This is a genomic window from Fictibacillus sp. BK138 (genome assembly GCF_004216955.1).
Classification (GTDB): Bacteria; Bacillota; Bacilli; order Bacillales; family Fictibacillaceae; genus Fictibacillus.
On the sequence record NZ_SGXL01000001.1, the window covers coordinates 2,539,351 to 2,565,953 of the forward strand.

The following is a 26,603-nucleotide window of genomic DNA, read 5'->3' on the forward strand; positions in this document are numbered from 1 at the left end:
CCGATAGTGCGCTTCTTATTTTGCCCCTAAACCTATAGGATCTACTTCATTATCCTGAAAAATTTTGATGACTCTTTGTGCATCTTTTTCTATATTGATCTAAGTGTTTAAAGATTTGTTTATTAATTACTAGTGGTCTGCCCTTGCAGCCTGTAGAGCATATTTGTCAGCGTTTTATTCAAAATCGTTAATTCCCCATGATCCAACGACATATCTTCCACTAATTTAGAAGGAATGCATTCTGCTTTTTTTTTAAATTGTTCACCTTTCTTTGTTAATGAAATAATGACACTTCTCTCGTCTTCAGTTGAGCGTCTTCTTTTAATTATTCCATTTGCCTCCATTCGTTTCAGCATCGGTGTTAAGGTGCCCGAATCCAAAAACAATCGTTTTCCTATTTCTTTTACTGTCATCGCATCTTTTTCCCAGAGCAGCAGCATGACCAAATATTGAGGATACGTCATATCCAGATCTTCTAACAAGTTTCTGTACAGTTTCGTGATTTCACGTTCAAGTGTGTAAATTTTAAAGCAAATTTGGCTTTCTAATAACAAGGGATTTTGATCTTCCATAATCGATTCCTTTCCTTCATTCATTTCTTCTTTCTATTATACATTAATGTTGCACAATTTAATTGTTTGACATTATTATAATAAGCTCTTATTATTTAATTGTACACAATTTAATTTTACACAAATAAAAGGAGTGTTATTCATTATGGAAAAGTTATATACAGCAAAAGCAACAGCTGAAGGCGGAAGAGCGGGAACCGTTAAAAGTAATGATGGTGTATTAAGCCACAAGTTAGCCATGCCAAAAGGACTTGGTGGATCCGGAGACGAGAGTGCAACCAATCCTGAACAATTATTTGCAGCTGGTTATGCAGCTTGCTTTGACTCAGCGTTAAACCTTGTGGCGAGACAATCCAAAAAACGGATTGAATCCAAAGTAACCGCTGAAATTTCAATCGGAAAAGATACAGATGGCGGCTTTAAGCTGGAAGTCGTGCTTCATGTAGGGGTCAGCGGAGTATCACAAGAGGAAGCTCAAGAACTCGTTCAAACAGCACATGGCGTTTGCCCTTACTCAAAGGCAACACAAGGAAATATTGAAGTAGAATTAAATACAGAAGTATTGTAATTAGGTTTTGGACCACATTGTTGGTCCTTTTTTCATGGAAAAATTTCATTTGACCAGTATCCAGAAGGCACTCTCTAGGCTATAATTATTCAAAAACGAATAATTATTCAGAATTGTATAATATTATCGCTACTAATATTCGAAAGGGATGATTGTTTTGACCTCTTCTTCTACATGGAATGAAAACGAACAAATTCTACATTCATTAAAAGACGATATTTTAGTCACAAACGTAGATGGGATTATTTTAAAGGTGAGCGAAGTTACAGGTAAGATTTACGGTGTAGATTCTGAGAGCCTGATCGGAAAATCTGTATATGATCTTGAAAGACAAGGATTATTTACCCCCATACTAACCCCTATGGTTGTTAAGGAAAATAAGAAGATCACCTTTGTTCAAACAACGAATAAAGGAAAAAAACTGCTGGTAACAGGCATCCCCGTTTATGACGAAAAAGGTGAGCTTTACAGGATTGTCAGTTATTCGCATGATATTACAGAACTGGCAGAATACAAAGATTTTTTAATTGCTATGGAAGAAGAAATGGAACGTGTCAAAAGCGAATTGGATTTGTTGAGAAGTAAGCAACTCATGGATGCTGGAATCATAGCAAACAGTGAAGATATGAAAAAGGTAATCAGTACAGCGCTTCAATTATCTGAAGTCGATGTGAATGCGTTGATTCTTGGCGAATCTGGTGTCGGAAAATCACTTCTTGCAAAATTCATACATAATAAAAGTCAGCGAAATAAAGGCCCATTCATTGAAGTAAACTGCGGTGCCATTCCTGACTCGTTGTTTGAGGCTGAATTATTTGGTTACGAACCGGGTGCATTTACAGGTGCACACCAAAAAGGAAAGTTAGGGTTGATTGAACTCTCTAATGGCGGAACACTCTTTTTAGATGAAATAGGTGAATTGCCGTTGCATCATCAAGTAAAAGTGTTAAAAGTGATTCAGGAAAAACAGTTTTACCGAGTAGGTGGAACAAAGCCAATCAAAGTGGATTTCCGTTTGATCTCTGCTACGAATAAAGACTTGAATACTGCTATTCAAGAGAAAAGGTTCAGGGAAGATTTATATTTTCGATTAAACGTTGTTCCTGTAACAATCCCTCCTCTCCGAAAACGAACAGAAGACATTGTACCTCTTATACATTTGCTGCTGCAGCAGTTTGAGGAGAAATATAATCGCGAAAAGAAATTAGATGAAGCGGTCGTGCACCACTTGTTGCATTACGAATGGAAAGGCAATGTGCGGGAACTTATTAATATTATGGAAAGATTAGTCGTTCTCTCACCTTCAACCCTTATTACAGTAGAACAGCTTCCAGACCATTTAAAGGAAGGTCCTACCCTTTCTCCGCCTTCAGTTATGAACGATAAAACATTGAAAGAACTATTGGAAGAAACGGAAAAACAAATTTTATTAAAAGCGAGAAAAAAATACATAACGACTATACGAATGGCAGATGCTCTCGGGACAAGCCAACCTTCAATTGTTAGAAAATTAAAAAAGTATAGAATTTATTAATAATTTGGCACAAAACTTGCATGGATATTCTGTATAGGAATTTTTTATACAACTAGAGATTGAATATTCAAGGAGGTCATTTTGTGTCAACAAACTGGAGTCATCTTGTAACGGAAATGCCCGATCTATTAGCCCCCAGTATGGCTAAGGATCATCCAAACCTACCTGTAGTAAAAGCGGAAGGCTGTTATTACTACGGATTGGATGGAAAGCAATATCTGGATTTCACTTCTGGTATCGCAACAGCTAACACGGGTCATCGTCATCCGAAAGTCGTAGAAGCGATTAAAAATGGTGCTGACCATCTCATGCATGGTCCTTCTGGTGTCATCATGTATGAATCGATCTTGAAGCTTTCAAAGGAATTGGCACAAGTTTTACCGGGTGATCTTGATTGTTTCTTCTTTGCTAACAGTGGTACAGAGGCAATTGAGGGAGCGATCAAACTAGCCAAGCATGTAACAAAACGTCCGTATGTCGTTTCCTTTATCGGCTGTTTCCATGGCAGATCGCTTGGTGCATTAAGTGTTACAACTTCCAAAAGTAAATATCGGAAATTTCTTCAGCCAAATGGTCTTTCCTATCAAGTACCCTATGCGGACGTGAAGAGTTGTCCGTCTGGCATGGATCCTGAAACGTATGTGATTGGAAAGCTGGAGAAGGATTTTGAAACCTTATTTAATCATCAAGTTACACCAGAGGAAGTAGCATGCATGATTGTGGAGCCTGTTCTTGGTGAAGGAGGCTATATCGTACCTCCAAAAGGATGGCTGAAAAGAATCAGAGAGATTTGCGATAGACACGGCATCCTGCTCATTTTTGATGAAGTCCAAACGGGATTCGGACGTACTGGTGAGTGGTTTGCCGCACAGACTTTTGATGTTACACCTGACATTATGGCGATCGCAAAAGGGATTGCATCCGGACTCCCTTTAAGTGCTACAGTCGCTTCTAAAGAATTGATGAAGCAATGGCCGTTAGGAAGTCATGGAACAACATTCGGAGGAAATCCGATCGCTTGTGAAGCGGCACTTGCAACAATTGCTGTTTTAAAAGAAGAAAAGCTTGTTAAGAACTCGAAAAACATGGGGGCATATGCTTACGAACGGTTGAAAGTCTTACAGCAAGATTCCCCTGTTATTGGCAGCATCAGAGCCCTTGGTCTCATGATTGGCATCGAGATCGTTGATCCTTTGACTGGCAAGCCTGACGGAAACGGATTGATGGCCATCCTAGATAAATGCTTAGAAAAAGGAGTGCTTTTCTACCTATGCGGTAACCACGGAGAAGTGATTCGGATGATTCCTCCTCTAACGGTTAATAAAGAACAAATCGATCACGGCCTGTCTGTTTTGGAAGAAGCTGTTTTGGAATATCAGAATGAACTTCACTTGCAGCTAAGCGGAAGTTATCAAAATGTGTGACTACAATCTTTCTATAAAAAAGGAGGTTTTTTTACATGCAAGCACTTGATACCGTTATTATTCTTTTTTATTTTGCTGTATTGATCGGGGCTGGAGTTATCGGTTCAAAGAAAGCAAAAACATCGGAGGATTTTAATCTAGCCGGTCGAAATCTCGGAATGTTTATGTATCTAGGTTGTTTATCCGCAGTTATTCTAGGCGGAGCTGCAACAATTGGAACATCAAAGCTTGGCTATCAATTTGGGATCTCAGGTATTTGGTTCGTATCTATGATTGGTTTAGGCATTATTCTTTTAGGTACTATTTTTATTAAAAAGATTAATTCGTTAAAAGTTACGACGATCAGTGAACTTTTGGGTAAACGGTATAAATCAGAAACACGTCTACTAAGTGCTATTGTTGCTTCGATCTATACGCTCATGATTGCCGTTACTCAAGTGATTGGAATGGGTACAATCATTAACGTACTATTAGGCTGGAATATTACAACCTCTATGCTTGTTGGTGGCAGTATCGTCCTCTTTTACACCATTCTTGGCGGAATGTGGAGTGTAACGGTTACAGACATTATTCAATTTGTCGTGATGACGGCTGGAATCTTCTTTATCATGCTGCCTATGAGTCTTTCAAAAGTTGATGGTTTAGGAAATCTATTATCCACATTACCTGAAACTCATTTAAATTTTACAACGATTGGCTATCAGCAAATTTTCCAATATTTCCTCCTGTTTGCACTTGGAATGGTTGTTTCCCAGGATATTTGGCAGCGTGTATTTACAGCTAAATCTAGTAAAATAGCGAGAAACGGTTCTATTTTTGCAGGGGTATATAGTTTTGCTTACGCGATTGCTGGCAGTATCATCGGGATGTGTGCGTTCATCGTACTTCCGAACTTAGAGAATCCTCAAAATACGTTCGCAGAGATGGCACTTACCATTCTTCCAACAGGAATTTTAGGTCTTGTTCTGGCAAGCGTCTGTTCTGCTCTAATGTCAACAGCATCTGGCTCATTACTTGCTTCATCAACATTAATTACGAATGATATTTTAAAACAGTACTTTTTAAAGAACGCAACAGATCGTCAACTTCTTACATCTTCTAGAATAACAACCCTCTTTATTGGGTTGATCGCGATTACGTTTTCCATCTGGATCCAAGACGTATTGGTTGCGCTTGATGTTGCTTATGCCATTCTTTCTGGAGCTATCTTTGTTCCGCTCGTCATGACTTTCTTTTGGAAACGTGCTACACCAAACTCCGGATTTTATGCGATCTTAATTTCAACAGTAGTAGTATTAGCGGGGCTCTTTATGGAAGGGCTGACGGCAACAAATCCTATCCTTTACGGAATGACGGCTGGTCTTATAAGTTTAGTAGGTATCTCATTGTTCACAGCACCTGACTCTGAATTCGACGTGCCGTTTGACGAGGATGTTGAAGACGAGGATGAAGAAGAAACACGAAAACAAGCGTAAAAGAGATAAAGCCTTCCGACTTGGAAGGTTTTTTATTTACATAGAGGAGACTTGAGGTAAGATTACTGACAATAAAAGGATCACGCTGAAATAATTTTTTCTCATCTCCTCACCTCTACTAACAGACGAAAAATGAAGACTAATGGTTACTTAACACCCTATAAAAAATATTCCCGATAATAAATAATAATACCGATAAATGATGCTGCTGTATAAACAAGAGCAGCATAATAAGCGTAGGTCGGTTTGAATGTCTGCTTCTCTTCATCTACTTTTATACCAGTAATGGCTTGTGTCTGCATTCGGACCATATTGGAAGAAAGTCCGCCTGTTGAAGTAAAGAATCGGATGATGATCGCAGACGCTAAGCCCACAAACAAAGCAAAATCAATAAAGTTCCAGCCTATCATACGAGACACCACATAATTAATTGCAGCCATCAATATAAGTGTGACAATTGAAACCATAATATTTTTCAACCTTATCCCTCCTCTTATACTTACCTACGAGCATAAAGGAATAAAGTTCCATTTTTGCAATAACTACTTTAGACTCTACATTACTTCTTATCTTATTTCGTATACTGATTTTATTAATCTCTTGAAAGGATGTTTTATGACGAAGAACTAGATTTTATTTGGGGAGATGTAGGAAAAGTCTATTTCATTATCAAAAAGGACGATTTAAAGAATGGGAATTTCAAAGACGTTCTCGTTACTTGGCAATGTCATTAATGAACGTTTAAATGAACAAAACGCCGTGCATAACGAATGCATCAGGCGTTTTGTTTTTCTTTTTAATATCTCGTATTTCTTTCACTCACTCGTTCACTTAATATATATCGGTATTGTGCGGTGCGGAACAGTTTCGCCTCTAGTGCATGCTTCGATTGGGGTAAGATCAGGTTTGCGGTGTTTTTAAAGTGGACGCTGCATGTGTCGGAATCGACAGTTTCAATCCGCTGCACATGTGATTGTGATAACCAGATGCACGTTTCGTTTTTGGGTGATTCTACAGGAAAAAAGAAAATGCCTAATTCGAGGTTGATCATGATTGGGGATAGACTCACATAGCCCATTGAACGGCGGACAGCTTCTCGCCTGCCTTCATAACTGGAGCCGAAGAACAAACAACTTTCATTTATTATTTTTATCGGACTGAGTGCAACTCTTTCATTTTTTTCAGATTCCAATATTTCTGTATGCACAACACCGAATTCATTATAATACGGTAAAAGTGCCATCGTACTTGTGTTAATTTCGTAGGAACCTAGAAGCATCGTTTTTTCCATCTATTCATCCTCCTATTTTCTCTTTTGTTCTACCTTCTCTCCTTTTCATTATTTTGAAAGCAAAAAACTTCCAGTAGGTAAATTATACTAAGTCTTTAGACAGGAATCTAGCTATTTTTACAAAAATTTTAACAATTTAAATATTCAGTAAAAAAATCCCTCAAAATGGTTTGAACTCTGACGATTGGTGGTATACATAACAGGTCGAAATTCCTTACTCATTTCGACTTATCATTCCAACTACTACATTTACAAAGAGGCTGATGAAAGATGGCAAAAGGTGATCTTTTGATCATTGGTGGCAATGAGGACAAAAAAGATAAAAAAATGATTCTATCCAGGTTCGCTGCATTATGTAAGAATCGTCCAGGTCCGATTGGGATTCTGACAACAGCATCCGGCTTTCCGGAAGAAGTAGGCAGCGAATATCATGAACTGTTTCATACTTTACATGGAACAAAGCCACTGCTTTTCCATTTGGACTCACGGGAAAAAGCGGAAGATCCTGAATTGCCCCAGCAGCTCTCTTCCCTATCCGGTTTGTTCATGACAGGCGGAGATCAGCTGAGACTGACTAGTATTCTTGGTGGCACCACATTCTACAAGCACCTTTTTCAAGAATGGAAAAACGGATTAACCATCGGCGGAACGAGTGCCGGTGCTGCTGTTATGAGCAGATTAATGATCATATCGTCCAAGCTCTTTGAAAAAGAGGACGTTTCTGTTCTAGAAATGGGCTCAGGCTTCGGATTTTTAGAAGACGTGATCATTGATCAGCATTTTTCCCAGCGCGACCGTTTCAGCAGGCTGATGCGCGCCATCGCGTTAAATCCTCAGATCATTGGCATCGGAATCGATGAAAACACGGCAATCTGGGTACATAACGACGGTGAGCAGTTCGAAGTAATCGGCGAATACAACGTCAGCATCTTCGACGGCAAAACATCTACGTATGTGGACGTTGCTGAAAACAAAGGAAACATGACGATTTCCGATATCCGCTTCCATACATTGGGTGCGGGCGCGGTTTTCAATTTACACAAACGAGAATTAATCATCTCTTAAGGAGCGAGCGTAATTAATGAAAATCAATCGCGTGAATTATTTAACGGGGCCTAATCTTTACAGCTTCAAACCAACGATCTGGATTGAGCTTGATATAGAAGAATTCGAAGAAAAACCATCGAACCTGTTACCGGGTTTTACAGATAAATTACTAAAAGTCATCCCTTCCCTTCATACTCACACCTGTTCGAGAGGCTATGCGGGCGGATTTGTGGAACGTCTTCACGAAGGCACGTGGATGGGGCATATCTTAGAACATATTGCGTTAGAAATTCAGCACCTTGCTGGTATAAAAGTTAAACGCGGCAAAACGATTACAAGTGAGCGAAAAGGAATCTACTTTGTAACGTATGATTATGTGGAACCGAAGTCAGGCTATAACGCGTTTGAAGCTGCGATTGAAATTGTAACCGCTATTCTAGAAGGAAATGAAATCAGCGCTGATACTTATATTCAACACACTTCTGATCTTTATCATCTGCATAAATTAGGTCCGAGCACAGAGGCGATCTACAATGCGGCTCGGAGCCGCAAGATTCCAGTGGAGCGGATCGGAACGAATAGCTACTTACGACTCGGAACCGGAAAAAAACAAAAATCCGTACAGGCTACGATTTCTAGCCAAACTTCTTATCTTGCTGTTGAAAATTCGTGTGATAAAGATATGACGAAAACCTTTCTGAAAGGTGCCGGTCTCCCAGTTCCGATTGGCGATGTGGTATCCAATGAATATGAATTGCTACAGTCAGCTGAGAAGATCGGTTATCCGCTTGTGATCAAACCGCTTAACGGGCGCCAAGGACAAAATATCGTGACTGACATACAAAACGATGAAGATCTGTTAGCGGCCTTCCGTGTTGTGTACAGTGAAGGAACGCAGTATATTCTCGAACGTTATTATTCTGGCAACGACTATCGCTTTTTTGTTGTGAATGGCGAGTTGGTTGCTGCGAGTTTGCGTCTCCCTCCTATCGTAACAGGTGACGGCTTTAAAACAATCGGCGAGTTAATTGATGAAGAAAACCTGAATCCATTACGTGGCGACGGACATGAAAAAGCAATGAGCAAGATTCCGCTGGATGAGCGTACGGTCGTGCATTTAGAAAAAAGCGGCTACTCTCTTCATTCTGTGTTGAAAAAAGGACAAGCCCTTGAAGTCTTAGGGAACGCAAATCTTTCAACTGGCGGATCTGCGATTGACGTTACGGATGAAGTTCATCCATCTTACCGTAAAATGGCCATAGAAGCTGCAGCTGCTGTTGGTCTTGATATTGCTGGAATCGATATTCTTTCAACAGATGTAACTGTTCCGTTTGTAGATGGTGAAGCTGCTATCTTAGAAGTGAACGCAGCACCAGGTATCCGTATGCACCTTTACCCTTCAAAAGGAAAAAGCCGTGATGCCGGCGGAGCAATTGTTGATTATTTGTTCTCATCCCGTGAAGAAGCCGCGATTCCTGTCGTGGCGGTAACGGGAACGAACGGCAAAACGACAACTTCCCGTTTAGTCGCTCACCTTTTACAAAAAGAAAATGTAACGGTCGGTTATACGTGCTCTGATGGCGTATGGGTCGGCGATCAGCAGCTGGATTCAGGCGACTGCAGCGGACCGAGAAGCGCCCGCAAAGTGCTGTCACACCCAGCTGTTGATGTTGCGGTGCTTGAAACAGCACGGGGAGGCATGCTTCGCGAAGGTCTGGCTTTCCGTTATTGTGATGTTGGCATCGTAACAAACGTGAGCGAAGATCATCTAGGCTTAAACGGCGTTGAAACATTAGACGATTTGAAAAGGTTAAAACAAACTGTAGCTGAAGTGGTACTTCCAGAAGGGACATGCGTTCTGAATGCTGATGACCCGCGCTGTGTGGACATGGCACAGCACACGAACGGTAATGTAGTCTTCTTCTCACTGTCTGTTATGAACCCTGAGATCCAAAAAGGTTTAGAGAATGGTGCAAAAGTATGGTATCTCGAAAATGACTGGGTGATGTTCAGCGAGAACGGGATAACGGAAAGGTTCCTGCCTGTTTCTCACATCCCGTTAACGATAAGTGGTGCAGCTCGCCATAATGTTGCAAACGTACTGGGTGCACTCGCTGCTGCTCATTCGTTAGGACGTCCACTTTCTGAACTTCGCAGCAAAGTGATTACGTTCCTTCCGACAGAAAACCAGAACCGCGGACGCTTTAACGTTGAGAACATCCATGGCCGGACGATCGTGATCGATTACGCTCATAACCCAGCAGGTCTTAAAGCGTTGTTTGAAACCGTGGATCAGCTAAGAAATGGCGGTCGTGTGATTACAGTAGGATCAGCAGCCGGCGACAGACAGGACCATAACATACAAGAGATGGGTCGCATCTTTGGCACCCATTCAGATATTTTTATCATAAAAGAAGATGTGAATCTAAGAGGACGCACACCTGGGGAAACGGTTCATCTTCTCTACACCGGTGTAAAGGAAGCCAAGAGTAATACGGCTGTTCATGTGTATCCGAAAGAACCTGAAGCGATGCTCCAGGCTTGGGAGCGATCACAGCCAGGCGACACTCTCGTTTTCTTGTATGACGAGTACCCATCCATTCAGGGGATCTTACAGAGGATCAAAAACTCTGAATCTATTTCGATCTTACAGAAAGCAGAATAATAGAGTAGAAAGAGAAAAACAGTGCATGATTCCCATATGTGGGAGGTGTACTGTTTTTTTGATTATTGAGATTCGATGTCTGGATCATTCATTATTCTTACAAAATCCAATTCAATATCATCATTCATAAAAGAAAATCCGTTGCTAGTCCCCTCTATCCTTGCTTCAATCCCCGATTTCTCATAAGGCTTCCACGCAAAATACATATAACGATTGAGGTCAAAATCACCAAATAAATCCGGTGTTGCAGCTGAATCCATCTTAATTAGAGAGTCGATGACAGATACCCACTCATTCGTAAGTTTCATTGAGCCGTATGAGACCGAAGCTGTCTCTATCTTGTTTTCCATCTGCAGTTTTGGATAATAGTACTCTATTCCGTCCGTAACATGGAAATTTCTTTCTCTGTATAAGAACAACTTCATATAAGCTACCTGATCGTCTTCATGTAGATTCCAAACTAACCGGAATGTAGACGGGTCTTTACTATCAATCCTCCATACTTTCGGTTCTCCTGTATTATCGATGTTAAGTACTTTCCATTTTGTATTCTGCCATTCCCAATAGCTAGTTCCATAGTCTCCGGTGGTTGAGACAAATGGAACGAAGAAGTGTTTATCATCTATCCTTATTTTATCTTGTATTTCTTCAACTCTCACCGTAGTTTGCGTAGCGCTTATGGTTTGTATCAATTCTTTATCAGAAGGAAAAGCGACTGGAGTTCTCGGGAAATACCAATAGGTGACCAGCATCAAAATAATTAATACGCCTATGCTTACCGTTAATTTTGTAGTTTTCGTCATGTCTATTTCCCTCCTTCCAATATGGAGGAGTCTGCTCGATAGTATAGTTGTTTAGTTGGTGTCCAAACTAACAGACCTTTCCCGTCCTCTTCCACATATATAACCGCGCTAGTCCCGCTTCCCCATTTCATCTCAGTGCCAGTAAGTTGATAAGGAAAACGTTCTTTACGGTCCTCCGGTTCCACATTTACGACTGTATTGTAGTACCATTCTTCACTTGGTATAGAATCTTTTCTCATTGTATTCAACTGACTTTCAAGGCTCTTTTTGTTAAGTTGCACCTTTTTTGCAGAAGGATGAGTGCTTACAATTTCCGCCTCTTTTACACTTGCCATGTAAGTGGATAGCTCATTTTCTGGATAGAGAGCATTCTGAAGTGGAAATGATAAAAGAGCAGCAGCAAGAAAAATGAAATTCGAGATGAACCCCAGCCAGGCAAAACGCCTGTACTTCGCCCACTTCTCTACCTTGTTTCTGTAGATAAAATACAAAATCCAAACGCCAAGCGGAAGGATTGGAATTTTAACGAATGTATCAAAGGCTGGAATGGTAATGGAAAATGAAAAAAGACCAATGATGATCACAATAAAAACTTTCCACTTTATCGGTTTTTCATCTTGCTTTTTATAGATGCGATAAGCAAGAACCCCAATCACGATTATTGCCAGGATATCCATCAACATTGAGGGAAAATGGTTTACGAAATAAAAATTAATGATCAGCACCCCTTTTTTCAAAAAAGCTCTCTATATACTACTATGTATGTACTACCAATTATTGCATATGGGTAAATGAACTTCCATGCTTACATGAAAAAAATGCAGCCCTGAATTAATGGGCTGCTCTCATCTATTTTACGAACTGTACATTTCTTTTTTTATTTTGATGTGACTGTTTTGCATGATAGTTCCAAGCATGAGTTATGATGTCTTTTAGATCGGGATGTTTCGGCAGCCATTTTAATTCATCACGTGCTTTTTGTGAGGAAGCTACAAGTACTGCTGGATCCCCCGGTCTTCTTGGAGATGTTTCCACTTTGATTTCACGCTGCGTAACTTCCCGGCACGTTTCGATTACTTCTTTTACTGAAAAGCCTTTTCCATTCCCAAGGTTGTAGACGCCGCCTTCATTTTCGTTTCTGATTTTTTCTAGAGCACAATAATGAGCATCTGCGAGATCCATGACATGAACATAATCACGGATACATGTGCCATCTGGCGTAGGATAGTCGTCGCCAAACACATTTATTTTGTTCCGTTGTCCTAATGCGGTTTGAAGTACAATCGGAATCAGATGCGTTTCTGGATGGTGCTCCTCCCCTATACGTCCTTCAGGGTCTGCACCCGCTGCATTAAAGTAGCGGAGTGAAACGGATTTTATTCCATATGCTTTTTCTGCCCAATGAAGCATTTTCTCTATCGCAAGCTTCGTTTCACCATAAGGATTTGTCGGGATTGCATGGTCTTCTTCTTGAATCGGGACGTGTTTCGGTTCTCCGTAAACTGCTGCGGTCGAAGAGAATACGAGTTTTTTTATATTATTTTTGTTCATCACTTTCAGCAGAGAAAGTGTTCCCGACACATTGTTTTCATAATAGGAAAGCGGCTCTTTCACGCTTTCGCCCACTAGAGAATTTGCTGCAAAATGAATGATGGCTTCTATGTTGTGATTTTGGCAAATGTAGTGGAGCAGCTCTTCATCGTGTAAGCTCCCCATGTAAAAAGGAATGTTGTTGAGTACCGATTGACGATGGCCCGTAATAAGATTATCCAGCACAACAACAGATTCACCTTTTTCTTTCAGGTAAAGTACCGTGTGGCTGCCGATGTATCCTGCACCGCCTGTTACTAAGATTGTCATATTTCGATCACTCTCCATAACAAATAGGGTGACTTTTTGACACAAGTCACCCCTCTTTTATTTAAGTGTTTTAACAACAATCGCTTGTGAAGCACTCTTAAGGAGACAGCCTTCCAAGTCTTCTTCTTTTATTAATCCAAGCGTGAGGGCAGACTTCACCTTTTCTTCATCAGGTTTTGGAACATGATGGATGAGATCGGTCATGTTGAGTTCGGTAAGCCGGTGAACCGTCTTCTCGTCATTAAATTTTTCCGACTTCCGAATTTGTCTCTGCAGTTTATAATTATTGACGGTAACCTCGCCTTTTTCGTTTGGACCAACCAGGTTATCAAAATAAATATGAAAGACCTTCTTCAGTTCATCCAGTTCCTTTTCAAGTTCTTTTTTCTTGGCACTCAACGTGTTGTATTTGATGACCAAGTCTTCAGAGATCGTGTAATCCGTTTTATTTATTGACACTGCTTGTCCTCCCCCAATACCGTTAGATAGTTCATTTTATTTTGGAGGGGTTCGAAATATACCAAATAAAAAAGCCAACTCACGTATATGGTGAGCTGGCTCTTATTAGTCGTTTGGTTCCTGATCTTTATCTATCTTTTTCGTTCCTTTACTTACATACGGCTTTGGTCCTTTTTTCTTGCTGCTCGATTTCCATCGGTTCCAGCCCTTCTTGCCAGTTCCCTGTCCTACTCCACTCTTTTTCTTGCTATTCGCTTTCGCTTTACTCATCATAATCACTCCATGCACATTCTATTACACAGTATAGAGCAGAAAAGGGGATTTTACTACAAGTCATATGAAATCTAGCAGAAATTTGAATGCGGAACTGGGATTAAATGTAAAATTATGTGATGAGTGGCTATTTTTATGTGATTGACTCGTTTTTTTATGTGATGAGGCTAAAAAATTATGTGATTGCCTTAAGAAATTATGTGATAAATCACTTTAGAAAATTACGAGATCAAGCAAATTGACTTTTGATACTTTTCCCATCCGACTTTATACTAAATTCAATGTTATAAGGGAGGTTTTTTTATCAAAAACCAACATAATAATCCTGTGGTTATTCAAAAGTTAGAGGTTTCAATTAAAAGAGTGCCTAAATCCTTAAACATCCACTTAAAACTTGAAGATCATTTGTCAAAACACCTTGCTGGTTTACACGGAGAAAAATCTTTAGAGTACTTTTACCGCTACTTGCCTCAAGATGCTCATTTTATCCACAACATTCGTATACTTCATATGAATTATTACTTTCAAATGGACACTCTCATCATTACTTCGAGATTCATTATTCTTTTAGAAATAAAAAATTATGCAGGGCACCTTTATTTTGATGATAGGTTTGGACAATTGATCAGAAAAATAAATGATAGAGAAGATGTCTTTGATGATCCCATCGAACAAGTAAAGAGACAGGCATATCACCTGTCAAAAATTCTAAAAAAGCATAAAATACCTGAAGTTCCAATTGAAACTCTAGTGGTAATTACTAACCCTAAGACGAATATAGACAGCCCTCCATCTAATAAGGACGCGTTAAATATGATAATAAAAAGCTCACGATTAAAAAGAAAATATGAAGAGTATATTCAAAAATATGAAAAGGATGTGCTGACCATGAAAGAAAGGAAAAAGATTCTTCGAATATTAATGAAGCTAGATGAACCTTATAATCCAGACATACTTGAGTATTTTGGAGTTGATAAAAGCGAGTTAATAACTGGCGTCCTATGTTCTAAATGCAATCATAAAATGGAGAGAATTTCAGCAAATTGGCAATGTATCAAATGTAAACACACCTCTAAAACTGCCCATATTCAAGCACTCATGGATTATGCACTGTTAATTTCAACAGACATTACCAATAAGCAATGCAAAGATTTCCTAGACTTATCCACGAGCATGCAAGCTTATCATTTACTTCAATCATTAAATCTCCCATATACAGGTGCATCTCGAAGATCGAGAACATACCACCTAGACTCTCTCATCACTTAATCGCTTCCCTCAATTTCACGGCATCCGCTTCATCCAGCTTCCCGTACCTATGTTTATTTGGATCAACGATTTCAGTATCCATATCCTTGTTAAACCAAATCTTATATTCTTCTAGCCTCTCCGGCTCGTTCGGATCATATTGGTAGAAAAAAGTCAGCTGCATATCTTCTTTCCTCGACATCTCTACTTTAACGTTTTCCCATTTTACTTTTTCAAAGATAGAGGCAATTGTTTGAATCCGATCTTCATCCGTTATTATATGTTCGCCAGAATGATTTTCACTGATTTGATAATCCACTCGGACTAATTTTTTTTCATTATTACAGCCAACTAAACTTATTAACACTATTAGCATTACGAACCATTTTTTCATAGATTAATCAGCCGGATTAACAATCGCCATCTGCTGATGGTCTTCCCACTTGCCGTTGATCTTCACATTTTTTCGGGCAAGTCCTTCTTTTTCGAAACCAGCTTTTTCTAAGACACGAATCGATCCAATATTATGTGGCATAACTCCCGCTTCAACCCTATGCAGTTTCAATTCTTCGAAAGCATACTTCACGATCAGCTTTACCGCTTCAGTGGTATAGCCTTTTCCATTGTGCCTTTCATCTAAAAAATAGCCAACAAACGCACTTTGAATGGATCCGCGCATGACGGCAAACAGATTAATCGTACCAATCAATCGATCTTCATTTGTGAAAATACCAAATAAATAATCAAGATCTTGTTTTGCATTCTCTTCCATCATCTGCAGCCGCTTCCGTGTACTTTCAAGTGTATAAAATTCTGGTGAGCGTTCCATTGAATACTTCTCAAAAAAATCTTTGTTCTCCACTTGCAATTGAAGGGAATCTTCTGCATCACCCACATTAAGTATACGTATAAAAATATTCTGTCCAGATAACTTTTGCTTCAAATCAATGCTTTGGTTCATGTCCATTCCTCGTTTCTTCTCTATATTCAATCTCATGTTTTGTGTCGTAGAGCGGCTGATCTTTCATCACATCGATGTGCCTCCCCATCGTGATATCATCATAGGGCGTATATTTGTTAGAAGGCATTTTGCGTTTGAAAATAATGCGGTAAAAGATGAGACCGAACACTACCGCATAAAAGATAATTCCAGCAACCGTCATACCGCAACCTCCCTATTTTTTTGAGGAATCCTTCTCATTTCCTCGTTTAAAGTTCCCAGTCACTTTAGCGAGAATCAACTGCACTTCGTGATCAGTGGAGGCTTGTTCAATCTTTTTAATGATTCTCTCTGCTTCCTTTCCTTTTAAGGTTGTTACTTGTTTGCCATGATACTCAATAAAAACCATGTTATTCTTTGTAATTCTGTAAGTAAAAACTTCTTCTTCGAGCCTTTTTCGTTTATCGATATTCCCCAAATCGCTAATCTCCTTTTAGACAGTCAGAGTTTACGGCTAAATACTTCCTGCCATTTTATATTTTCATAGCCGATCCTTTCATAAAAATCATGAGCTTCTTTCCGATGTCCACCTGAACGGAGCCGAATTTCAGAATATCCTTTTTCTATAGCCCATTCCTCTGCTTTTCGCATTAAATGCTTGCCGATTCCCTTACCTCTATATGCTGTATCGACTACTAATCCACCAATTTCAGCATATTCCAGCTGAATGATGCACTTTCCATATACATGCACCCAGCCACAAATCGTGTTATTCATTTCATACAAGAAGATTATGCTGTCTTTCTCTTCATATATCTTTTTAAATCGCTCTTCTACCTGTTCAATATGCCAAGCTGCAAACAAAGTCTGGCAACCTCTTTTGCTTCCTTAATTCTTGCAGGTCGAATCATCTGGATCTCACCTTCTGTCGATAGGGGTTACCACATATTTCTATTGTTTTTGATTATTTCCTCTCTAAACGCTTAATTCATTTTTTTAGAGTTAATAATACCGCTTCTCCATTAAAATCACCGGTGCATTGCTTCAGCATATATCTTTTTTCAAGTCCACTTTCCTCCACAATAATATCTTCACATTGGTATTCTTCAATAAAATTGTTATCCACACTTCGGTGAACATTCAAATGGTCCCCATTATAGATGATTTTTTCAAGTAACTTTTGCCCCTCGATACCATAACTAATCATGTTTATTTTAGCGTTTTTTTGCCTTTCTACATGGCTGACAAATGTATTTAACGCCTCTATATTTTTGATGCTCCCGTGTTTGTTTACCACTCTCGCACCGCTATTCATTTGAATTTCTGAACATCCTGTGCAAAAAAAACAGAGTAGTACAATACCAATAAGCTTGTATTTCTTCATAAAGGGCATCCCCCAGTGTCTTTTTCATTATTGTTAAAAGTATGTTATGATAGTAATAATACAAAAACTTAGGGCTTTCGACTTTTCTTAGTCACCCTCCGTTCTTTCGAAGGGAGTGCAAGAAATGGAGAAAATCAGTGTATTTATGGATGATTACCGGAGTCCGCCAGAAGGATATGTGTTTGTCGAGACTATTGACGAATGTATAGAACTTTTGCGAAACTTCGACATCGAACATCTGTCATTAGATCACGATTTAATCAGTAAAACTAGAAATGGAACAATGCTCGTTCAAATGATGATTGACGAGAAACTGTTCGCAAACCGTATTACCATACATTCCGCCAATTCAGTTGCCGGAAAAGGTATGTACAATCATTTAAAACAAGCACAAAAAGAGCTTATTATGTCGCCAACTATTATTGTGTCTTTACGACCATTGCCTCTAAAATTCATCCCGCCACGTGTTCTGCAGCATTACTTGGACGTTTTGTAACTCATTACTCACAATTCCCAACTCTCTTTACACAATGCTTAAACATTAAACATATAAACTGAGGAAACAGCCACAGTTTACAACATCAAAGATCACTTGGCAGAGTAGCTGTTTCCTCGATTTGTACAGACCAAAAGATTATCGTCGTACTATCTCTTACACCTTTTCGTCTAACTTCAACTAACAATCTCCGGACACCTTCTGGTACGCTTACACCTTTCAACGTATTTTCTATCGCTTGAGGATCTCCAAAAATTACACCAGGACATTCCGTCAACCCATCTGTTGTCATGAAAATCTGGTTTTCACCTTGCCTTAATTCCTTCTTGCCGGTGCTGTAGCAAGGTACAGGCATCTCAAACGTGTTCACCTCACCTACCCACTCATAAAAACTTCGCTGGTTCAGCTGCCTTTCACCATGAGCGATCAACTCCGGATGAAGTACATGCAGAATGCAGTCTCCGATTGAGAACCACCATAAATATTTTTCTTTTCGAATCACGATCATACAAGCGGTTTCCCCTGTGGTTCTGCGGCATGCCTCCATAAAATCAGGATCCTGAAAAATATCGAGAATGAGGGTATCCATTCTTCTTAATGCCTCACTCGCCGGCTGCATCAATACCTTTTGGATCTCATCCCTATTTTTATTAAAATGATCTACCACCAACTTCACACTTGAAGCGGTCTTATGACCATCAAGAATCATGGTGAACTCCCAATCGGCACTCTTATTCACCCAGACCAAGCAGCCATCTTCGTTTTTATATTGGCCTGCTGAAGAGTTTCCACCAAACCTTCCCACTGCTACTTTTTCTACCATGCTTACATCTAATTCATCTACAAAGTCTTTGTCACTGCCTACCCAGCTAAATTCACTCATGAGGGTTTTCCTCCAAATAATTCTTTATCCGCTCACACACCTGAATGATCTCAGCGTTTTTGCCAAATGGAGCTTCCGGCCAGTCGTACACTTCCCATGCACCCCAATATTCTTCTGGTGTGTTAGGATATCTTGGGATGATATGCATGTGAAGATGCGGAACAGAATTGCCAGAAACAGCCGCATAGATGTGCTCCGCCTTCTCAGTCTCTTTTATCGCTTTACTCACTCGTGCCATAATAATACCGAACGATTTTGCTTCATCCATCGTCATATCACCTAAAGAAGGAGCGTGCCGCTTCAAATCGATCATAATGTGGCCAAGGTAAGAGGGCTTGCCCCCCTTATCAATATGACCAACATATACGAACTCATCTTCATAGATCATGACACCGGATGTCTGAATATCTCCATTATGTTTATGGCAGATAAAACAACTCTCACTCATTTTCCTTATCCCCCTTTTTAATATAAAAAGCCCATCATCTCAATAAAGAGACGATAGGCTGCTCCTAACGTGGTACCACTCTTCTTGGTTTGCGGTAAAATACAAACCTTCTCAAGGCTCCATCACGGGAGTTAACCGTTCAGACCTACCTATCAGCCTGACCGCTCCTAGGCGAGTTCAAGAGATCCATCGGCCGCCTTTCACCAAATCAGCAGCTCTCTACACGACAGAACATCCTTACTACTCCTAATCCAAGCGTTTCAATTATGGAAAACTTTTACTAATCATAGTGTGATTTGAAAATTCTGTCAAGACAATTCTACCTACTTAATACTTTTTGATACTTGTTATGACTATCAGTCTCACCTACATATTCAAAACCATTTTCTCGATAAAACTGATTTAGTCTCGCATTATCAGCAACACAATCCAGCTTTAAATATGTTTTATTTGAGTGATGATTTTCTTGTATCCATTTCAAAAGATTTTTTCCAACTCCAAGATTCATATACTCAGGCTTAACCGCTAATCGATGTAAGTAGAGAGAATCGTGGGTATCATCCTTTCCAAAGATATGCTGGTCCCACTCACTTTGATCAGGTGATAACGTAAACGTCGCGATAATCTCACTACCTGCTATAACGATGTAGGTATGTTGATCCACGATTGCTTGATGAATCTCCTCATCATCTCCGCCTTCTAATAAATATCCCCACTGCTGAATTCCTTTGTCCCGCATCCATTGTGCGATATCTTTTAGCAGACTGATAACCTTATCACTTTCCAAAACGGTTGCTTTTTTCACTTCAAAATCTGTTATAACACTCATCCTTGCCATCCTCCTTTTTTTGATTTTTCTAACGGAACTGAACAAACATCAATCATAGTCTGACTTCTTGGATTTCGATAAACATAATAAACAATTATGAAAATCACGACTGCTGCACTCAACACCACAAGATGATTCGTTAAGGGATGGATATCGCCTTTTGATGTAGTTATTAACCCTGCTCCGTAATTTCCACTGAGCCCATATATCATTCCGTATGAAACATTTAATCCAAAATGAATGCCGGTGTTTGCCCAAAGTGAGCCTGTTTTTAAAAATGCATATGTAAAAGAAACTCCTAGAATCAAAGAAAAAACAAAGTTCACAATCGTAGGTTCACCGTTCCAAAAATCATCAATTGCGTAGATCAAAACACTGATACATCCGACTGCTAAAGGCTTCAGCTTTTCTGAGAGCCAGTTGATGATATAACCCCTAGTAATGAGATCATTGATCAACGACCCGAGTAAAAATCCCGCAATAACTTGAGAGCCTATCCATAATGCGTCCAATCCTGTTTTCACTCCGGTAATCTCAAATTTCCCTAGATACCAATAGACAGCATACATAGCGGTCCAACAGCTGAATCCAATGAGAAAGCTGATTAAAAAATACTGCGACCCCTTTTTACTTCTAACCAACCCAAGCCCCTTCAGTCCAGGCAAGCCAACCAGCTTTACCGAATAATGAGCAATCGGGAAAAATAATAGAATACACATCAGCTGAATGATCGTATTCGAAATAAAGTGGGTTGTTACATTGAAATATAGGTTTAAGAGTAAAAAGAGCGATATCCCAATCGAAATTTTTTTCATTGCATCACCTATCCCTTTATCTACCTTCCATTCTTACATTTCTTCTGCTGCGGACAAAAATCCTTTTTAAAATAAAAGCCCTAACCGTATTTATAGATGTTGCATACATTAATTGCATACTTTTAAGTACAAAAATGTCGTGTCGGGAGTGGAATACATGGGATCATGCAACACACAGTTAACCGGAAGAGTAATCTTTAAAGGGGACCCGGGCTATAATGAAGCCGTTAAGAACTGGAACCCGTATGTGAATACCTTTCCTCTTGTTTTTGTCTTTGCACAAAATGCCTGCGATGTAAGCAATGCGATCAAATGGGCACGTGAGAATGATGTCCCGCTTAGAGTCAGAAGTGGACGGCATGCTCTAGACAAGGAGTTCAATGTTGTAAAGGGCGGACTCGTTATTGATACGAGTGACATGAATAAGGTTCATTTGGATAAAAAAAGAGGCATTGCTACTGTTCAACCAGGGATTCGCGTTGGCCCCCTTGTTAAAGGATTGGCTCGAGAGGGTTTTATGGCTGTGTTCGGAGATAGCCCGACCGTTGGTATTGGAGGGATAACGACGGGTGGCGGATTCGGGTTACTCTCACGTACGATTGGTGTCATATCAGATAACCTCCTTGCACTAGAGACAGTAGATGCAAAAGGACGAATTCTTAAAGCCAGTCCAACTTGCAACGAAGACTTGTTTTGGGCTTCTAGAGGAGGCGGCGGCGGTACGTTTGGATACAATACGGAATATACGTTTAAAGTTCATCGAGCACCTGCAACCGCAACGGTCTTTAACATTATTTGGCCATGGGAACAGCTCGAAACGGTGTTTAATGCTTGGCAAAATTTGCTGCCGTTTACAGATTCGCGATTAGGTAGCTATATGGAGATCTACAGCAAGGTAAACGGATTATGTCAAGTAACTGGGCTTTTCCTAGGTTCAAGACCGGAATTGATTCAAATCCTGCAGCCTTTGCTAAATACTGGGACACCTACTGAGGTAGTCATAGAAACGCTATTCTACCCAGACTGTATCGATTTCCTTGATCCGCCTGAACCACCATATGCAGATCAAAACTTTAAGTTCTCTTCGTCTTGGGCGACTGACCTTTGGCCAGAAACACCAATTGCAGTTATGAAACAATTTTTAGAAGAAGCACCCGGAACAGAATCCAATTTCTATTTTACAAATTGGGGCGGCGCTATTGGCAAAGTACCAAAAGACAAGACCGCCTTCTATTGGCGAGATCCATTATTTTATACGGAATGGAATGCAACGTGGGTTGATAAATCCGAAGAAGCTAGCAGCCTCGCATCAGTCGAAGCAGTACGTCAGCAGCTGAAACGATATACAACAGGTTCGTATGTTAACGTTCCAGACGAAAATATCGAAAATTTTGGAGCTGCCTACTGGGGAACAAACTTTGCAAGACTTCAAAGAGTAAAAGCAAAATACGATCCGGAAAATGTATTTAATCATCCACAGAGTGTTCCGCCAGCATATTAAATATGTGATTGATGATTTCAGCATAAGCCCCTCAGCTCGTTATGAAGCTGAAGGGCTTATTTATGGTGAGGACAGCAATTGATTGATGGTAGGGCGGAGGCGGAATTTGTCGAGGATTGTAAACTCGTGGATAAGCAGTTAAAACTTTTGGATTGAGAGCAAAAACTCGTTGATAAACTGACCAAACTTCTGGATTGATGCCGCTTTTTTCTGGACTCAGTCTCCTGGATGGCATTGAATACCTCTACAGGTATCGACTGAAAACAGATTCGGTGATCGAAACTGCACCTGTTTTGAATGTTTTACGCCTGACTCAGCTCGGCTAGCTCGATACTCCTTCTGAAAAATGGTCAGAAGGGGTATTTACATTAGGTTTATTTCCTTTTTTGATCAGTAAAGCTTATTCTTATAACCATCTAACAGAGCTTCTGCCACTACATCTTCTGTCATTCCCGGAAGGCTCACATGATCAGCTAGAATCTTTGCTGCATTCGGCAATTCCTCTTTAGCTCCCCACTTCTCAGGCTCCCAAAGCCCTGATCGTTTGAAGGCTTTTCCGCAATGCATGAAACATTGCTCTACTTTTACAACGATTCCGAGCAGTGGCGCTTTCCCGTTAACCGCCATCTTTTCTAAAATATCTTCATCGCGAATAATTGTCGCTTGCCCATTTATTCGGAGCGTTTCCCCCATACCAGGGATGAGGAAAAGTAGACCCACCCTAGGATTTTCAAGTATATTGAACATCGAATCCACACGCTTGTTCCCCGGTCGATCAGGAATGATGAGATGCTGGTCATCTAATACATAAACATATCCAGGCGCATCACCCCGAGGTGAGCTGTCACAGTTTCCTGCAGCATCTGACGTCGCAAGTACTAAGAATGGGGACTTCCCTATGAATTCTCTGCAATGCTCATCGATAGTAGAAATTACTTTGTTTTGCCCTCTAACACTCGGGTTTCCTAACATATTTCTCAATTCTTCCTGACTTGTAATACACTCTTTAAAATTCGTTATCATAAAAGATCACCATCCGTTTACTTTATTGAAGCTCGATGTACTTCATCCTTTTTCACATAAATATCGTACTGCGTGTTGTCGTTAAATGAACGCTCACGATCAAATTGGAGCGGAATCTTCACTTTATACTTGATACCATCAGACTGTAATTGTGAGACGGCTTTAAAGTAATTTTCCTGTCCAAATGCTGTATGGTAAAGCTTCCAGTTCCCATTTAGATACATCTTCAACATAAAAAAGAGAATAATAATGCCTGCTAATAAAACCGGATAAACCCATCCAATACCAAACAAAGTGATTCCCCCTCCTTCAATTAAAATCCATTTTGACTTTCATCATAAATCGTTGAAGATCCGCGCTCTACTTTATAAGAGATCGACCACGGACCGCCTGCATCCTCGTGCTTCCACGTCTCAGTAAAAGTTACGATGTACACTTCATCCCCGACTTCTTCAACACTTGTTTCTCTAGTAGCATTTCCAACCGTGATAATGCCCTCTTCTTTCGGAAACTTATCAATGACCGTTCCTTTTCCTGACGTCACGAACTCCACTGCATCCTCTGCAGAAAAAGGAGGCTGATCTGGAGTTATAAAGCTGAGAACAGACCAAGTCATCATAAACAGAGCAAGTGGAGTGAGCATGAACATCAAAGTTGGTTTCTCCTTTTTTAAACGATGAAGAATCCACCTGTCGATGCATGCATAAAGAAGTGCTGATCCAACGCCAAACACGGCAAGGATTGGAGTTGCAAACATAATCAGGCCAAAAACACCGTGAAGCATAATGAATATAGGAGTGTTGATTTTGAACCATCTGTTCATAACAAACTCAATTAATGCAGACACCAATGATCCATAAACCAGTATAATGACGCCTCCATACGTGCCATACAGCATTGCGGTTGCTAAAAAAGCTTCCCCATAATCAGACGTGCCGCCAGCATTATCCTTTAAAGATATGCTTGCCAGTATCATCGCCAAAGTGATTGTTGTTGTGATCGACGCCATTATTTTTCGCTGGAAGAAGTTTTCTTGCAAGTGCTGAACCCCTCTCTATTGATCTCTTAACTTCCACTTCAGCATCTTTTCATCTGTACCCGTTCTATCAAACCCTAGTTTCTCTAATACTTTTATCGAAGCGATGTTATCCTCTAAACATTCAGCGATAACATGACTTGCGAGATTCGTAGACCCTGCCCACTTTACGATTTCGTTAACCGATTCAGTCGCATAGCCTTTCCCTTGTGCTGAAGGAATGATGCCATATCCGATTTCGACCGTTTGATTCACCGGTTTTCCTTTGAATCCGATATCTCCAACAATCCTTTCAGTCTCTTTTTCAATCACAAACCAAACGCCCCAGCCAAGCAGACTCTCATCCTCTTGTAACTTCTCTAGATAACTTTTGATAAAGCCATGAATCTCGTAATCTTCCGGCGAAAGTTTTTCAACAAGTTGGTGATCAACCGGAACGATCGTGAGTCTTTTTGTTTCAAGTTTCATAGTAAAATAAGCCCTCTCTAAATGTACTTTCTTCAATCATAGGGTTATGGAAAAATTTAGTCAATGTATGAAAATACCCCCATAAAAGAGCTTCTCATTATAAATAGTGTATTGAGTACATAAAAAGTTAGACGTATGAATGAACTGCTTTAAGGAGGCAAAAGATGGAGCCGTATGTAAAAGATGCTCTGCTTGAATGGAAAGAAGAGATTGAAAAACAGAAGAAAGAAATCGATGAAGAGTACGAGAATGTGAAGACTGAGCTTCAGCTTTATTCTTATAAATTCGGGATAACGAAACAAGTCATTCAATCCACCATCAACGAGGAAATGATCAAAAACATTAAGAAGACGTACCAGCAGCCGTTTGAAGAAAAGTATAACGAGCTGAAAGAACAGCTAAAAAAGCTCGAACAAAAACGCAGTGTTTTCAACATGTTTGTTGAAAAGATCGAGATTGCCAGTGTGAAAGATACGAACGAACAAAGATAGCTTGGACACTCCAAGCTTTTTTTCATGCAAAAAGGAGGGTTATTTAATAGCCCTCCTTACCAATTTTTCAAGTTGCTTCACTTTATCTTGAAGGTCATCAATTTCTTGCTGCATTTTTTCTTTTTCCTGATCAGATTTAAAATCATCCACTTGCGATTGATAGTCGGTTGAAACATCGGTATTTAATTGGATCACTGCTCCAATCGTGGATACAGCATCCCCTACCGTAGCTAACACCCCACCAATAATCCCCAATATCGTACCCGTGTTATTTGGAGGCTTATACTGAAAAGCTCCTGAATTGTTTGAATTGTTTCCATTGGTGGATCTGAGGGATCTGGAGTCACAAAAGGAATTCGATTATAATAATTCATGGCTTTCACTCCATCATGGATCGTACTCTCTACCTTAGATTATGAAAACACTTTGTACGACGTTCGAAATAAAAAAGCCCCAACCTGTGGGACTTTTTCCGGGAAGAAAGTGTTCTTATAAGGTATTCGAATCAACTTGCACTTGTGACTAAAAACTCTTCTTTGTTGTCTATGATTAGGACCTGCTCTGTTGAGCTATTCGCCATCTCCTTCGTATGTTCAACAAGATAAGCGATCTGAGCAGAGGCTTGTTTAGCACCCTTCACTAATAAAGGTACTCCAATAAAATCAATACCAAGCCTTCTCGAGAACAATCCTCCAAACGTCATCGTTAAAGGAACCGTCGGTGAGGTGTTTGAAAAAATCAATTTTTCATTTGTTCCATTTTTCTTTTGCAGAATTTCAAACATTTCTTTTAACCCTGGAACAAATATTTTAGAGTTCCCTCGTCCCACTGTATAAACAGAATGTCCATCCTCATCCAGCCCGTGAAAGATCATTCTCCCCATATCAGACGTTTTTAGTTTGTTAAAGTATTCTACACCTAATATCTGTTCTCTCGTAAGTTCAGCATGAGCCGGCAGTTTTTTAAGATGATAAGCAGCCGCTAGCGCCGTAGTATGTGTACCGCCATAATCATTATAGATAAAAATCATTCGCGACATCTCCTTGAAATCTTTCATCCATAATTATCGC

At 39.9% G+C, this 26,603-nt stretch carries 35 protein-coding genes and 1 other annotated feature; of the genes, 11 read left to right on the top strand and 24 right to left on the bottom strand.

Annotated features, from left to right (window positions below):
* Window positions 1–122 precede the first annotated feature (122 nt).
* On the bottom strand, window positions 123–596 hold the full coding sequence (locus tag EV282_RS12630) for a MarR family winged helix-turn-helix transcriptional regulator (protein ID WP_242611867.1): 474 nt from the start codon (window positions 594–596) through the stop codon (window positions 123–125).
* 121 nt (window positions 597–717) lie between these two features.
* Between EV282_RS12630 and EV282_RS12635 the strand changes: the two genes are divergently transcribed.
* The 4 genes from EV282_RS12635 to EV282_RS12650 all read left to right on the top strand — a co-directional run bounded on the left by EV282_RS12635 (window position 718) and on the right by EV282_RS12650 (window position 5,573).
* The gene (locus EV282_RS12635; protein WP_130296146.1) at window positions 718–1,140 is read left to right on the top strand and encodes an organic hydroperoxide resistance protein; all 423 of its coding nucleotides are present in this window, start codon (window positions 718–720) and stop codon (window positions 1,138–1,140) included.
* 157 nt (window positions 1,141–1,297) lie between these two features.
* A complete protein-coding gene (locus EV282_RS12640) occupies window positions 1,298–2,674 on the top strand; it encodes a sigma-54 interaction domain-containing protein (RefSeq protein ID WP_242611868.1) in 1,377 nt (458 codons plus the stop codon).
* An 83-nt stretch (window positions 2,675–2,757) separates the two neighbouring features.
* Window positions 2,758–4,098 (top strand): aspartate aminotransferase family protein, encoded by a 1,341-nt coding sequence (locus EV282_RS12645; RefSeq protein ID WP_130296148.1) that lies wholly within the window; start codon window positions 2,758–2,760, stop codon window positions 4,096–4,098.
* Between the two features lie 35 nt (window positions 4,099–4,133).
* On the top strand, window positions 4,134–5,573 hold the full coding sequence (locus EV282_RS12650) for a sodium:solute symporter (protein WP_130296149.1): 1,440 nt from the start codon (window positions 4,134–4,136) through the stop codon (window positions 5,571–5,573).
* 158 nt (window positions 5,574–5,731) lie between these two features.
* Here the strand turns inward: EV282_RS12650 and EV282_RS12655 are convergent, their stop codons facing one another.
* On the bottom strand, window positions 5,732–6,052 hold the full coding sequence (locus EV282_RS12655; RefSeq protein WP_130296150.1) for a hypothetical protein: 321 nt from the start codon (window positions 6,050–6,052) through the stop codon (window positions 5,732–5,734).
* Between the two features lie 129 nt (window positions 6,053–6,181).
* Here EV282_RS12655 and EV282_RS20680 point away from each other — a divergent pair, with 129 nt between their 5' ends.
* The gene (locus EV282_RS20680; RefSeq protein ID WP_130296151.1) at window positions 6,182–6,307 is read left to right on the top strand and encodes a DUF1963 domain-containing protein; all 126 of its coding nucleotides are present in this window, start codon (window positions 6,182–6,184) and stop codon (window positions 6,305–6,307) included.
* A gap of 62 nt (window positions 6,308–6,369) precedes the next feature.
* Here the strand turns inward: EV282_RS20680 and EV282_RS12665 are convergent, their stop codons facing one another.
* Window positions 6,370–6,864 carry a competence protein ComK gene (locus EV282_RS12665; protein WP_130296152.1) on the bottom strand — a complete coding sequence of 165 codons (495 nt, stop codon included), beginning with the start codon at window positions 6,862–6,864 and terminating at the stop codon, window positions 6,370–6,372.
* 270 nt (window positions 6,865–7,134) lie between these two features.
* Between EV282_RS12665 and EV282_RS12670 the strand changes: the two genes are divergently transcribed.
* Both EV282_RS12670 and cphA read left to right on the top strand, forming a co-directional pair.
* Entirely contained in the window at window positions 7,135–7,929 is a 795-nt protein-coding gene (locus tag EV282_RS12670) for a cyanophycinase (protein ID WP_130296153.1), read from the top strand.
* 16 nt (window positions 7,930–7,945) lie between these two features.
* Complete coding sequence (gene cphA / locus EV282_RS12675; protein ID WP_130296154.1) at window positions 7,946–10,576, top strand: cyanophycin synthetase; 2,631 nt, start codon at window positions 7,946–7,948, stop codon at window positions 10,574–10,576.
* A gap of 62 nt (window positions 10,577–10,638) precedes the next feature.
* On the opposite strand, the gene EV282_RS12680 is transcribed toward cphA, so the two are convergent.
* The 5 genes from EV282_RS12680 to EV282_RS12700 form a co-directional block, all read right to left on the bottom strand.
* Window positions 10,639–11,379: a hypothetical protein gene (locus tag EV282_RS12680; RefSeq protein WP_130296155.1), complete on the bottom strand. Its 741-nt coding sequence runs from the start codon at window positions 11,377–11,379 to the stop codon at window positions 10,639–10,641.
* A gap of 2 nt (window positions 11,380–11,381) precedes the next feature.
* Window positions 11,382–12,116 (bottom strand): hypothetical protein, encoded by a 735-nt coding sequence (locus EV282_RS12685; protein WP_242611869.1) that lies wholly within the window; start codon window positions 12,114–12,116, stop codon window positions 11,382–11,384.
* Between the two features lie 112 nt (window positions 12,117–12,228).
* A complete protein-coding gene (gene galE, locus EV282_RS12690) occupies window positions 12,229–13,239 on the bottom strand; it encodes a UDP-glucose 4-epimerase GalE (RefSeq protein ID WP_130296156.1) in 1,011 nt (336 codons plus the stop codon).
* A 57-nt stretch (window positions 13,240–13,296) separates the two neighbouring features.
* Window positions 13,297–13,698, bottom strand: coding sequence for a hypothetical protein (locus EV282_RS12695; protein WP_242611870.1), 402 nt, complete (start codon window positions 13,696–13,698; stop codon window positions 13,297–13,299).
* Between the two features lie 105 nt (window positions 13,699–13,803).
* Window positions 13,804–13,968 carry a DUF3934 family protein gene (locus EV282_RS12700; RefSeq protein WP_077362246.1) on the bottom strand — a complete coding sequence of 55 codons (165 nt, stop codon included), beginning with the start codon at window positions 13,966–13,968 and terminating at the stop codon, window positions 13,804–13,806.
* Window positions 13,969–14,334: 366 nt separating this feature from the next.
* Between EV282_RS12700 and EV282_RS12705 the strand changes: the two genes are divergently transcribed.
* Window positions 14,335–15,240: a nuclease-related domain-containing protein gene (locus tag EV282_RS12705; RefSeq protein ID WP_165389454.1), complete on the top strand. Its 906-nt coding sequence runs from the start codon at window positions 14,335–14,337 to the stop codon at window positions 15,238–15,240.
* On the opposite strand, the gene EV282_RS12710 is transcribed toward EV282_RS12705, so the two are convergent.
* From EV282_RS12710 to EV282_RS12735, 6 genes are all read right to left on the bottom strand, one after another.
* Entirely contained in the window at window positions 15,233–15,613 is a 381-nt protein-coding gene (locus tag EV282_RS12710; protein ID WP_130296158.1) for a hypothetical protein, read from the bottom strand. The two genes, EV282_RS12705 and EV282_RS12710, sit on opposite strands and share 8 nt — an antisense overlap.
* 3 nt (window positions 15,614–15,616) lie before the next feature.
* Window positions 15,617–16,180 carry a GNAT family N-acetyltransferase gene (locus EV282_RS12715; RefSeq protein ID WP_130296159.1) on the bottom strand — a complete coding sequence of 188 codons (564 nt, stop codon included), beginning with the start codon at window positions 16,178–16,180 and terminating at the stop codon, window positions 15,617–15,619.
* On the bottom strand, window positions 16,164–16,382 hold the full coding sequence (locus EV282_RS12720) for a hypothetical protein (protein WP_130296160.1): 219 nt from the start codon (window positions 16,380–16,382) through the stop codon (window positions 16,164–16,166). Before EV282_RS12720 ends, EV282_RS12715 begins: the two co-directional genes overlap by 17 nt.
* Window positions 16,383–16,394: 12 nt before the next feature.
* Window positions 16,395–16,637: a hypothetical protein gene (locus EV282_RS12725; protein WP_130296161.1), complete on the bottom strand. Its 243-nt coding sequence runs from the start codon at window positions 16,635–16,637 to the stop codon at window positions 16,395–16,397.
* Between the two features lie 23 nt (window positions 16,638–16,660).
* Complete coding sequence (locus EV282_RS12730; protein WP_130296162.1) at window positions 16,661–17,023, bottom strand: GNAT family N-acetyltransferase; 363 nt, start codon at window positions 17,021–17,023, stop codon at window positions 16,661–16,663.
* 124 nt (window positions 17,024–17,147) lie between these two features.
* Complete coding sequence (locus tag EV282_RS12735) at window positions 17,148–17,543, bottom strand: DUF4362 domain-containing protein (protein WP_165389455.1); 396 nt, start codon at window positions 17,541–17,543, stop codon at window positions 17,148–17,150.
* A 124-nt stretch (window positions 17,544–17,667) separates the two neighbouring features.
* Here EV282_RS12735 and EV282_RS12740 point away from each other — a divergent pair, with 124 nt between their 5' ends.
* Entirely contained in the window at window positions 17,668–18,039 is a 372-nt protein-coding gene (locus tag EV282_RS12740) for a cyclic-phosphate processing receiver domain-containing protein (protein WP_130296164.1), read from the top strand.
* An 85-nt stretch (window positions 18,040–18,124) separates the two neighbouring features.
* Here EV282_RS12740 and EV282_RS12745 read toward each other — a convergent pair whose 3' ends face one another.
* The 4 genes from EV282_RS12745 to EV282_RS12760 form a co-directional block, all read right to left on the bottom strand.
* Window positions 18,125–18,922 carry a protein phosphatase 2C domain-containing protein gene (locus EV282_RS12745; RefSeq protein ID WP_130296165.1) on the bottom strand — a complete coding sequence of 266 codons (798 nt, stop codon included), beginning with the start codon at window positions 18,920–18,922 and terminating at the stop codon, window positions 18,125–18,127.
* The gene (locus EV282_RS12750; RefSeq protein WP_130296166.1) at window positions 18,915–19,370 is read right to left on the bottom strand and encodes an HIT family protein; all 456 of its coding nucleotides are present in this window, start codon (window positions 19,368–19,370) and stop codon (window positions 18,915–18,917) included. The genes EV282_RS12745 and EV282_RS12750 overlap by 8 nt, the downstream gene beginning before the upstream one ends.
* 43 nt (window positions 19,371–19,413) lie before the next feature.
* Window positions 19,414–19,633 (bottom strand) — a binding site (T-box leader).
* Window positions 19,634–19,689: 56 nt separating this feature from the next.
* On the bottom strand, window positions 19,690–20,199 hold the full coding sequence (locus EV282_RS12755) for a GNAT family N-acetyltransferase (RefSeq protein ID WP_242611871.1): 510 nt from the start codon (window positions 20,197–20,199) through the stop codon (window positions 19,690–19,692).
* Complete coding sequence (locus EV282_RS12760) at window positions 20,196–21,014, bottom strand: CPBP family intramembrane glutamic endopeptidase (RefSeq protein ID WP_130296168.1); 819 nt, start codon at window positions 21,012–21,014, stop codon at window positions 20,196–20,198. The genes EV282_RS12755 and EV282_RS12760 overlap by 4 nt, the downstream gene beginning before the upstream one ends.
* Before the next feature lie 157 nt (window positions 21,015–21,171).
* Here EV282_RS12760 and EV282_RS12765 point away from each other — a divergent pair, with 157 nt between their 5' ends.
* Entirely contained in the window at window positions 21,172–22,515 is a 1,344-nt protein-coding gene (locus EV282_RS12765; protein ID WP_130296169.1) for an FAD-binding oxidoreductase, read from the top strand.
* Between the two features lie 390 nt (window positions 22,516–22,905).
* Here the strand turns inward: EV282_RS12765 and EV282_RS12770 are convergent, their stop codons facing one another.
* The 4 genes from EV282_RS12770 to EV282_RS12785 are packed head-to-tail and all read right to left on the bottom strand — an operon-like array spanning window position 22,906 to window position 25,042.
* Complete coding sequence (locus EV282_RS12770) at window positions 22,906–23,538, bottom strand: pyridoxamine 5'-phosphate oxidase family protein (RefSeq protein ID WP_130296170.1); 633 nt, start codon at window positions 23,536–23,538, stop codon at window positions 22,906–22,908.
* A gap of 17 nt (window positions 23,539–23,555) precedes the next feature.
* Window positions 23,556–23,831: a hypothetical protein gene (locus EV282_RS12775; RefSeq protein WP_130296171.1), complete on the bottom strand. Its 276-nt coding sequence runs from the start codon at window positions 23,829–23,831 to the stop codon at window positions 23,556–23,558.
* 20 nt (window positions 23,832–23,851) lie between these two features.
* Window positions 23,852–24,577: a hypothetical protein gene (locus tag EV282_RS12780; RefSeq protein ID WP_130296172.1), complete on the bottom strand. Its 726-nt coding sequence runs from the start codon at window positions 24,575–24,577 to the stop codon at window positions 23,852–23,854.
* 15 nt (window positions 24,578–24,592) lie between these two features.
* Window positions 24,593–25,042 carry a GNAT family N-acetyltransferase gene (locus tag EV282_RS12785; RefSeq protein WP_130296173.1) on the bottom strand — a complete coding sequence of 150 codons (450 nt, stop codon included), beginning with the start codon at window positions 25,040–25,042 and terminating at the stop codon, window positions 24,593–24,595.
* Window positions 25,043–25,206: 164 nt separating this feature from the next.
* Between EV282_RS12785 and EV282_RS12790 the strand changes: the two genes are divergently transcribed.
* Entirely contained in the window at window positions 25,207–25,533 is a 327-nt protein-coding gene (locus EV282_RS12790) for a hypothetical protein (RefSeq protein WP_066288040.1), read from the top strand.
* Window positions 25,534–25,572: 39 nt separating this feature from the next.
* Here EV282_RS12790 and EV282_RS12795 read toward each other — a convergent pair whose 3' ends face one another.
* Complete coding sequence (locus EV282_RS12795) at window positions 25,573–25,770, bottom strand: hypothetical protein (RefSeq protein WP_130296174.1); 198 nt, start codon at window positions 25,768–25,770, stop codon at window positions 25,573–25,575.
* Window positions 25,771–26,038: 268 nt separating this feature from the next.
* Window positions 26,039–26,563 carry a DUF3189 family protein gene (locus EV282_RS12800; RefSeq protein WP_130296175.1) on the bottom strand — a complete coding sequence of 175 codons (525 nt, stop codon included), beginning with the start codon at window positions 26,561–26,563 and terminating at the stop codon, window positions 26,039–26,041.
* Window positions 26,564–26,603: the final 40 nt, after the last annotated feature.

Coding starts and splice junctions, on each gene's coding strand:
- EV282_RS12630 (WP_242611867.1), bottom strand. CDS start 596: ATGAATGAAGGAAAGGAATCGATTATGGAAGATCAAAATCCCTTGTTA.
- EV282_RS12635 (WP_130296146.1), top strand. CDS start 718: ATGGAAAAGTTATATACAGCAAAAGCAACAGCTGAAGGCGGAAGAGCG.
- EV282_RS12650 (WP_130296149.1), top strand. CDS start 4,134: ATGCAAGCACTTGATACCGTTATTATTCTTTTTTATTTTGCTGTATTG.
- EV282_RS20680 (WP_130296151.1), top strand. CDS start 6,182: ATGTTTTATGACGAAGAACTAGATTTTATTTGGGGAGATGTAGGAAAA.
- EV282_RS12665 (WP_130296152.1), bottom strand. CDS start 6,864: ATGGAAAAAACGATGCTTCTAGGTTCCTACGAAATTAACACAAGTACG.
- EV282_RS12670 (WP_130296153.1), top strand. CDS start 7,135: ATGGCAAAAGGTGATCTTTTGATCATTGGTGGCAATGAGGACAAAAAA.
- cphA (WP_130296154.1), top strand. CDS start 7,946: ATGAAAATCAATCGCGTGAATTATTTAACGGGGCCTAATCTTTACAGC.
- EV282_RS12680 (WP_130296155.1), bottom strand. CDS start 11,379: ATGACGAAAACTACAAAATTAACGGTAAGCATAGGCGTATTAATTATT.
- galE (WP_130296156.1), bottom strand. CDS start 13,239: ATGACAATCTTAGTAACAGGCGGTGCAGGATACATCGGCAGCCACACG.
- EV282_RS12700 (WP_077362246.1), bottom strand. CDS start 13,968: ATGAGTAAAGCGAAAGCGAATAGCAAGAAAAAGAGTGGAGTAGGACAG.
- EV282_RS12710 (WP_130296158.1), bottom strand. CDS start 15,613: ATGAAAAAATGGTTCGTAATGCTAATAGTGTTAATAAGTTTAGTTGGC.
- EV282_RS12715 (WP_130296159.1), bottom strand. CDS start 16,180: ATGAACCAAAGCATTGATTTGAAGCAAAAGTTATCTGGACAGAATATT.
- EV282_RS12720 (WP_130296160.1), bottom strand. CDS start 16,382: ATGACGGTTGCTGGAATTATCTTTTATGCGGTAGTGTTCGGTCTCATC.
- EV282_RS12735 (WP_165389455.1), bottom strand. CDS start 17,543: ATGAAGAAATACAAGCTTATTGGTATTGTACTACTCTGTTTTTTTTGC.
- EV282_RS12740 (WP_130296164.1), top strand. CDS start 17,668: ATGGAGAAAATCAGTGTATTTATGGATGATTACCGGAGTCCGCCAGAA.
- EV282_RS12745 (WP_130296165.1), bottom strand. CDS start 18,922: ATGAGTGAATTTAGCTGGGTAGGCAGTGACAAAGACTTTGTAGATGAA.
- EV282_RS12750 (WP_130296166.1), bottom strand. CDS start 19,370: ATGAGTGAGAGTTGTTTTATCTGCCATAAACATAATGGAGATATTCAG.
- EV282_RS12755 (WP_242611871.1), bottom strand. CDS start 20,199: ATGAGTGTTATAACAGATTTTGAAGTGAAAAAAGCAACCGTTTTGGAA.
- EV282_RS12760 (WP_130296168.1), bottom strand. CDS start 21,014: ATGAAAAAAATTTCGATTGGGATATCGCTCTTTTTACTCTTAAACCTA.
- EV282_RS12765 (WP_130296169.1), top strand. CDS start 21,172: ATGGGATCATGCAACACACAGTTAACCGGAAGAGTAATCTTTAAAGGG.
- EV282_RS12770 (WP_130296170.1), bottom strand. CDS start 23,538: ATGATAACGAATTTTAAAGAGTGTATTACAAGTCAGGAAGAATTGAGA.
- EV282_RS12785 (WP_130296173.1), bottom strand. CDS start 25,042: ATGAAACTTGAAACAAAAAGACTCACGATCGTTCCGGTTGATCACCAA.
- EV282_RS12790 (WP_066288040.1), top strand. CDS start 25,207: ATGGAGCCGTATGTAAAAGATGCTCTGCTTGAATGGAAAGAAGAGATT.
- EV282_RS12800 (WP_130296175.1), bottom strand. CDS start 26,563: ATGATTTTTATCTATAATGATTATGGCGGTACACATACTACGGCGCTA.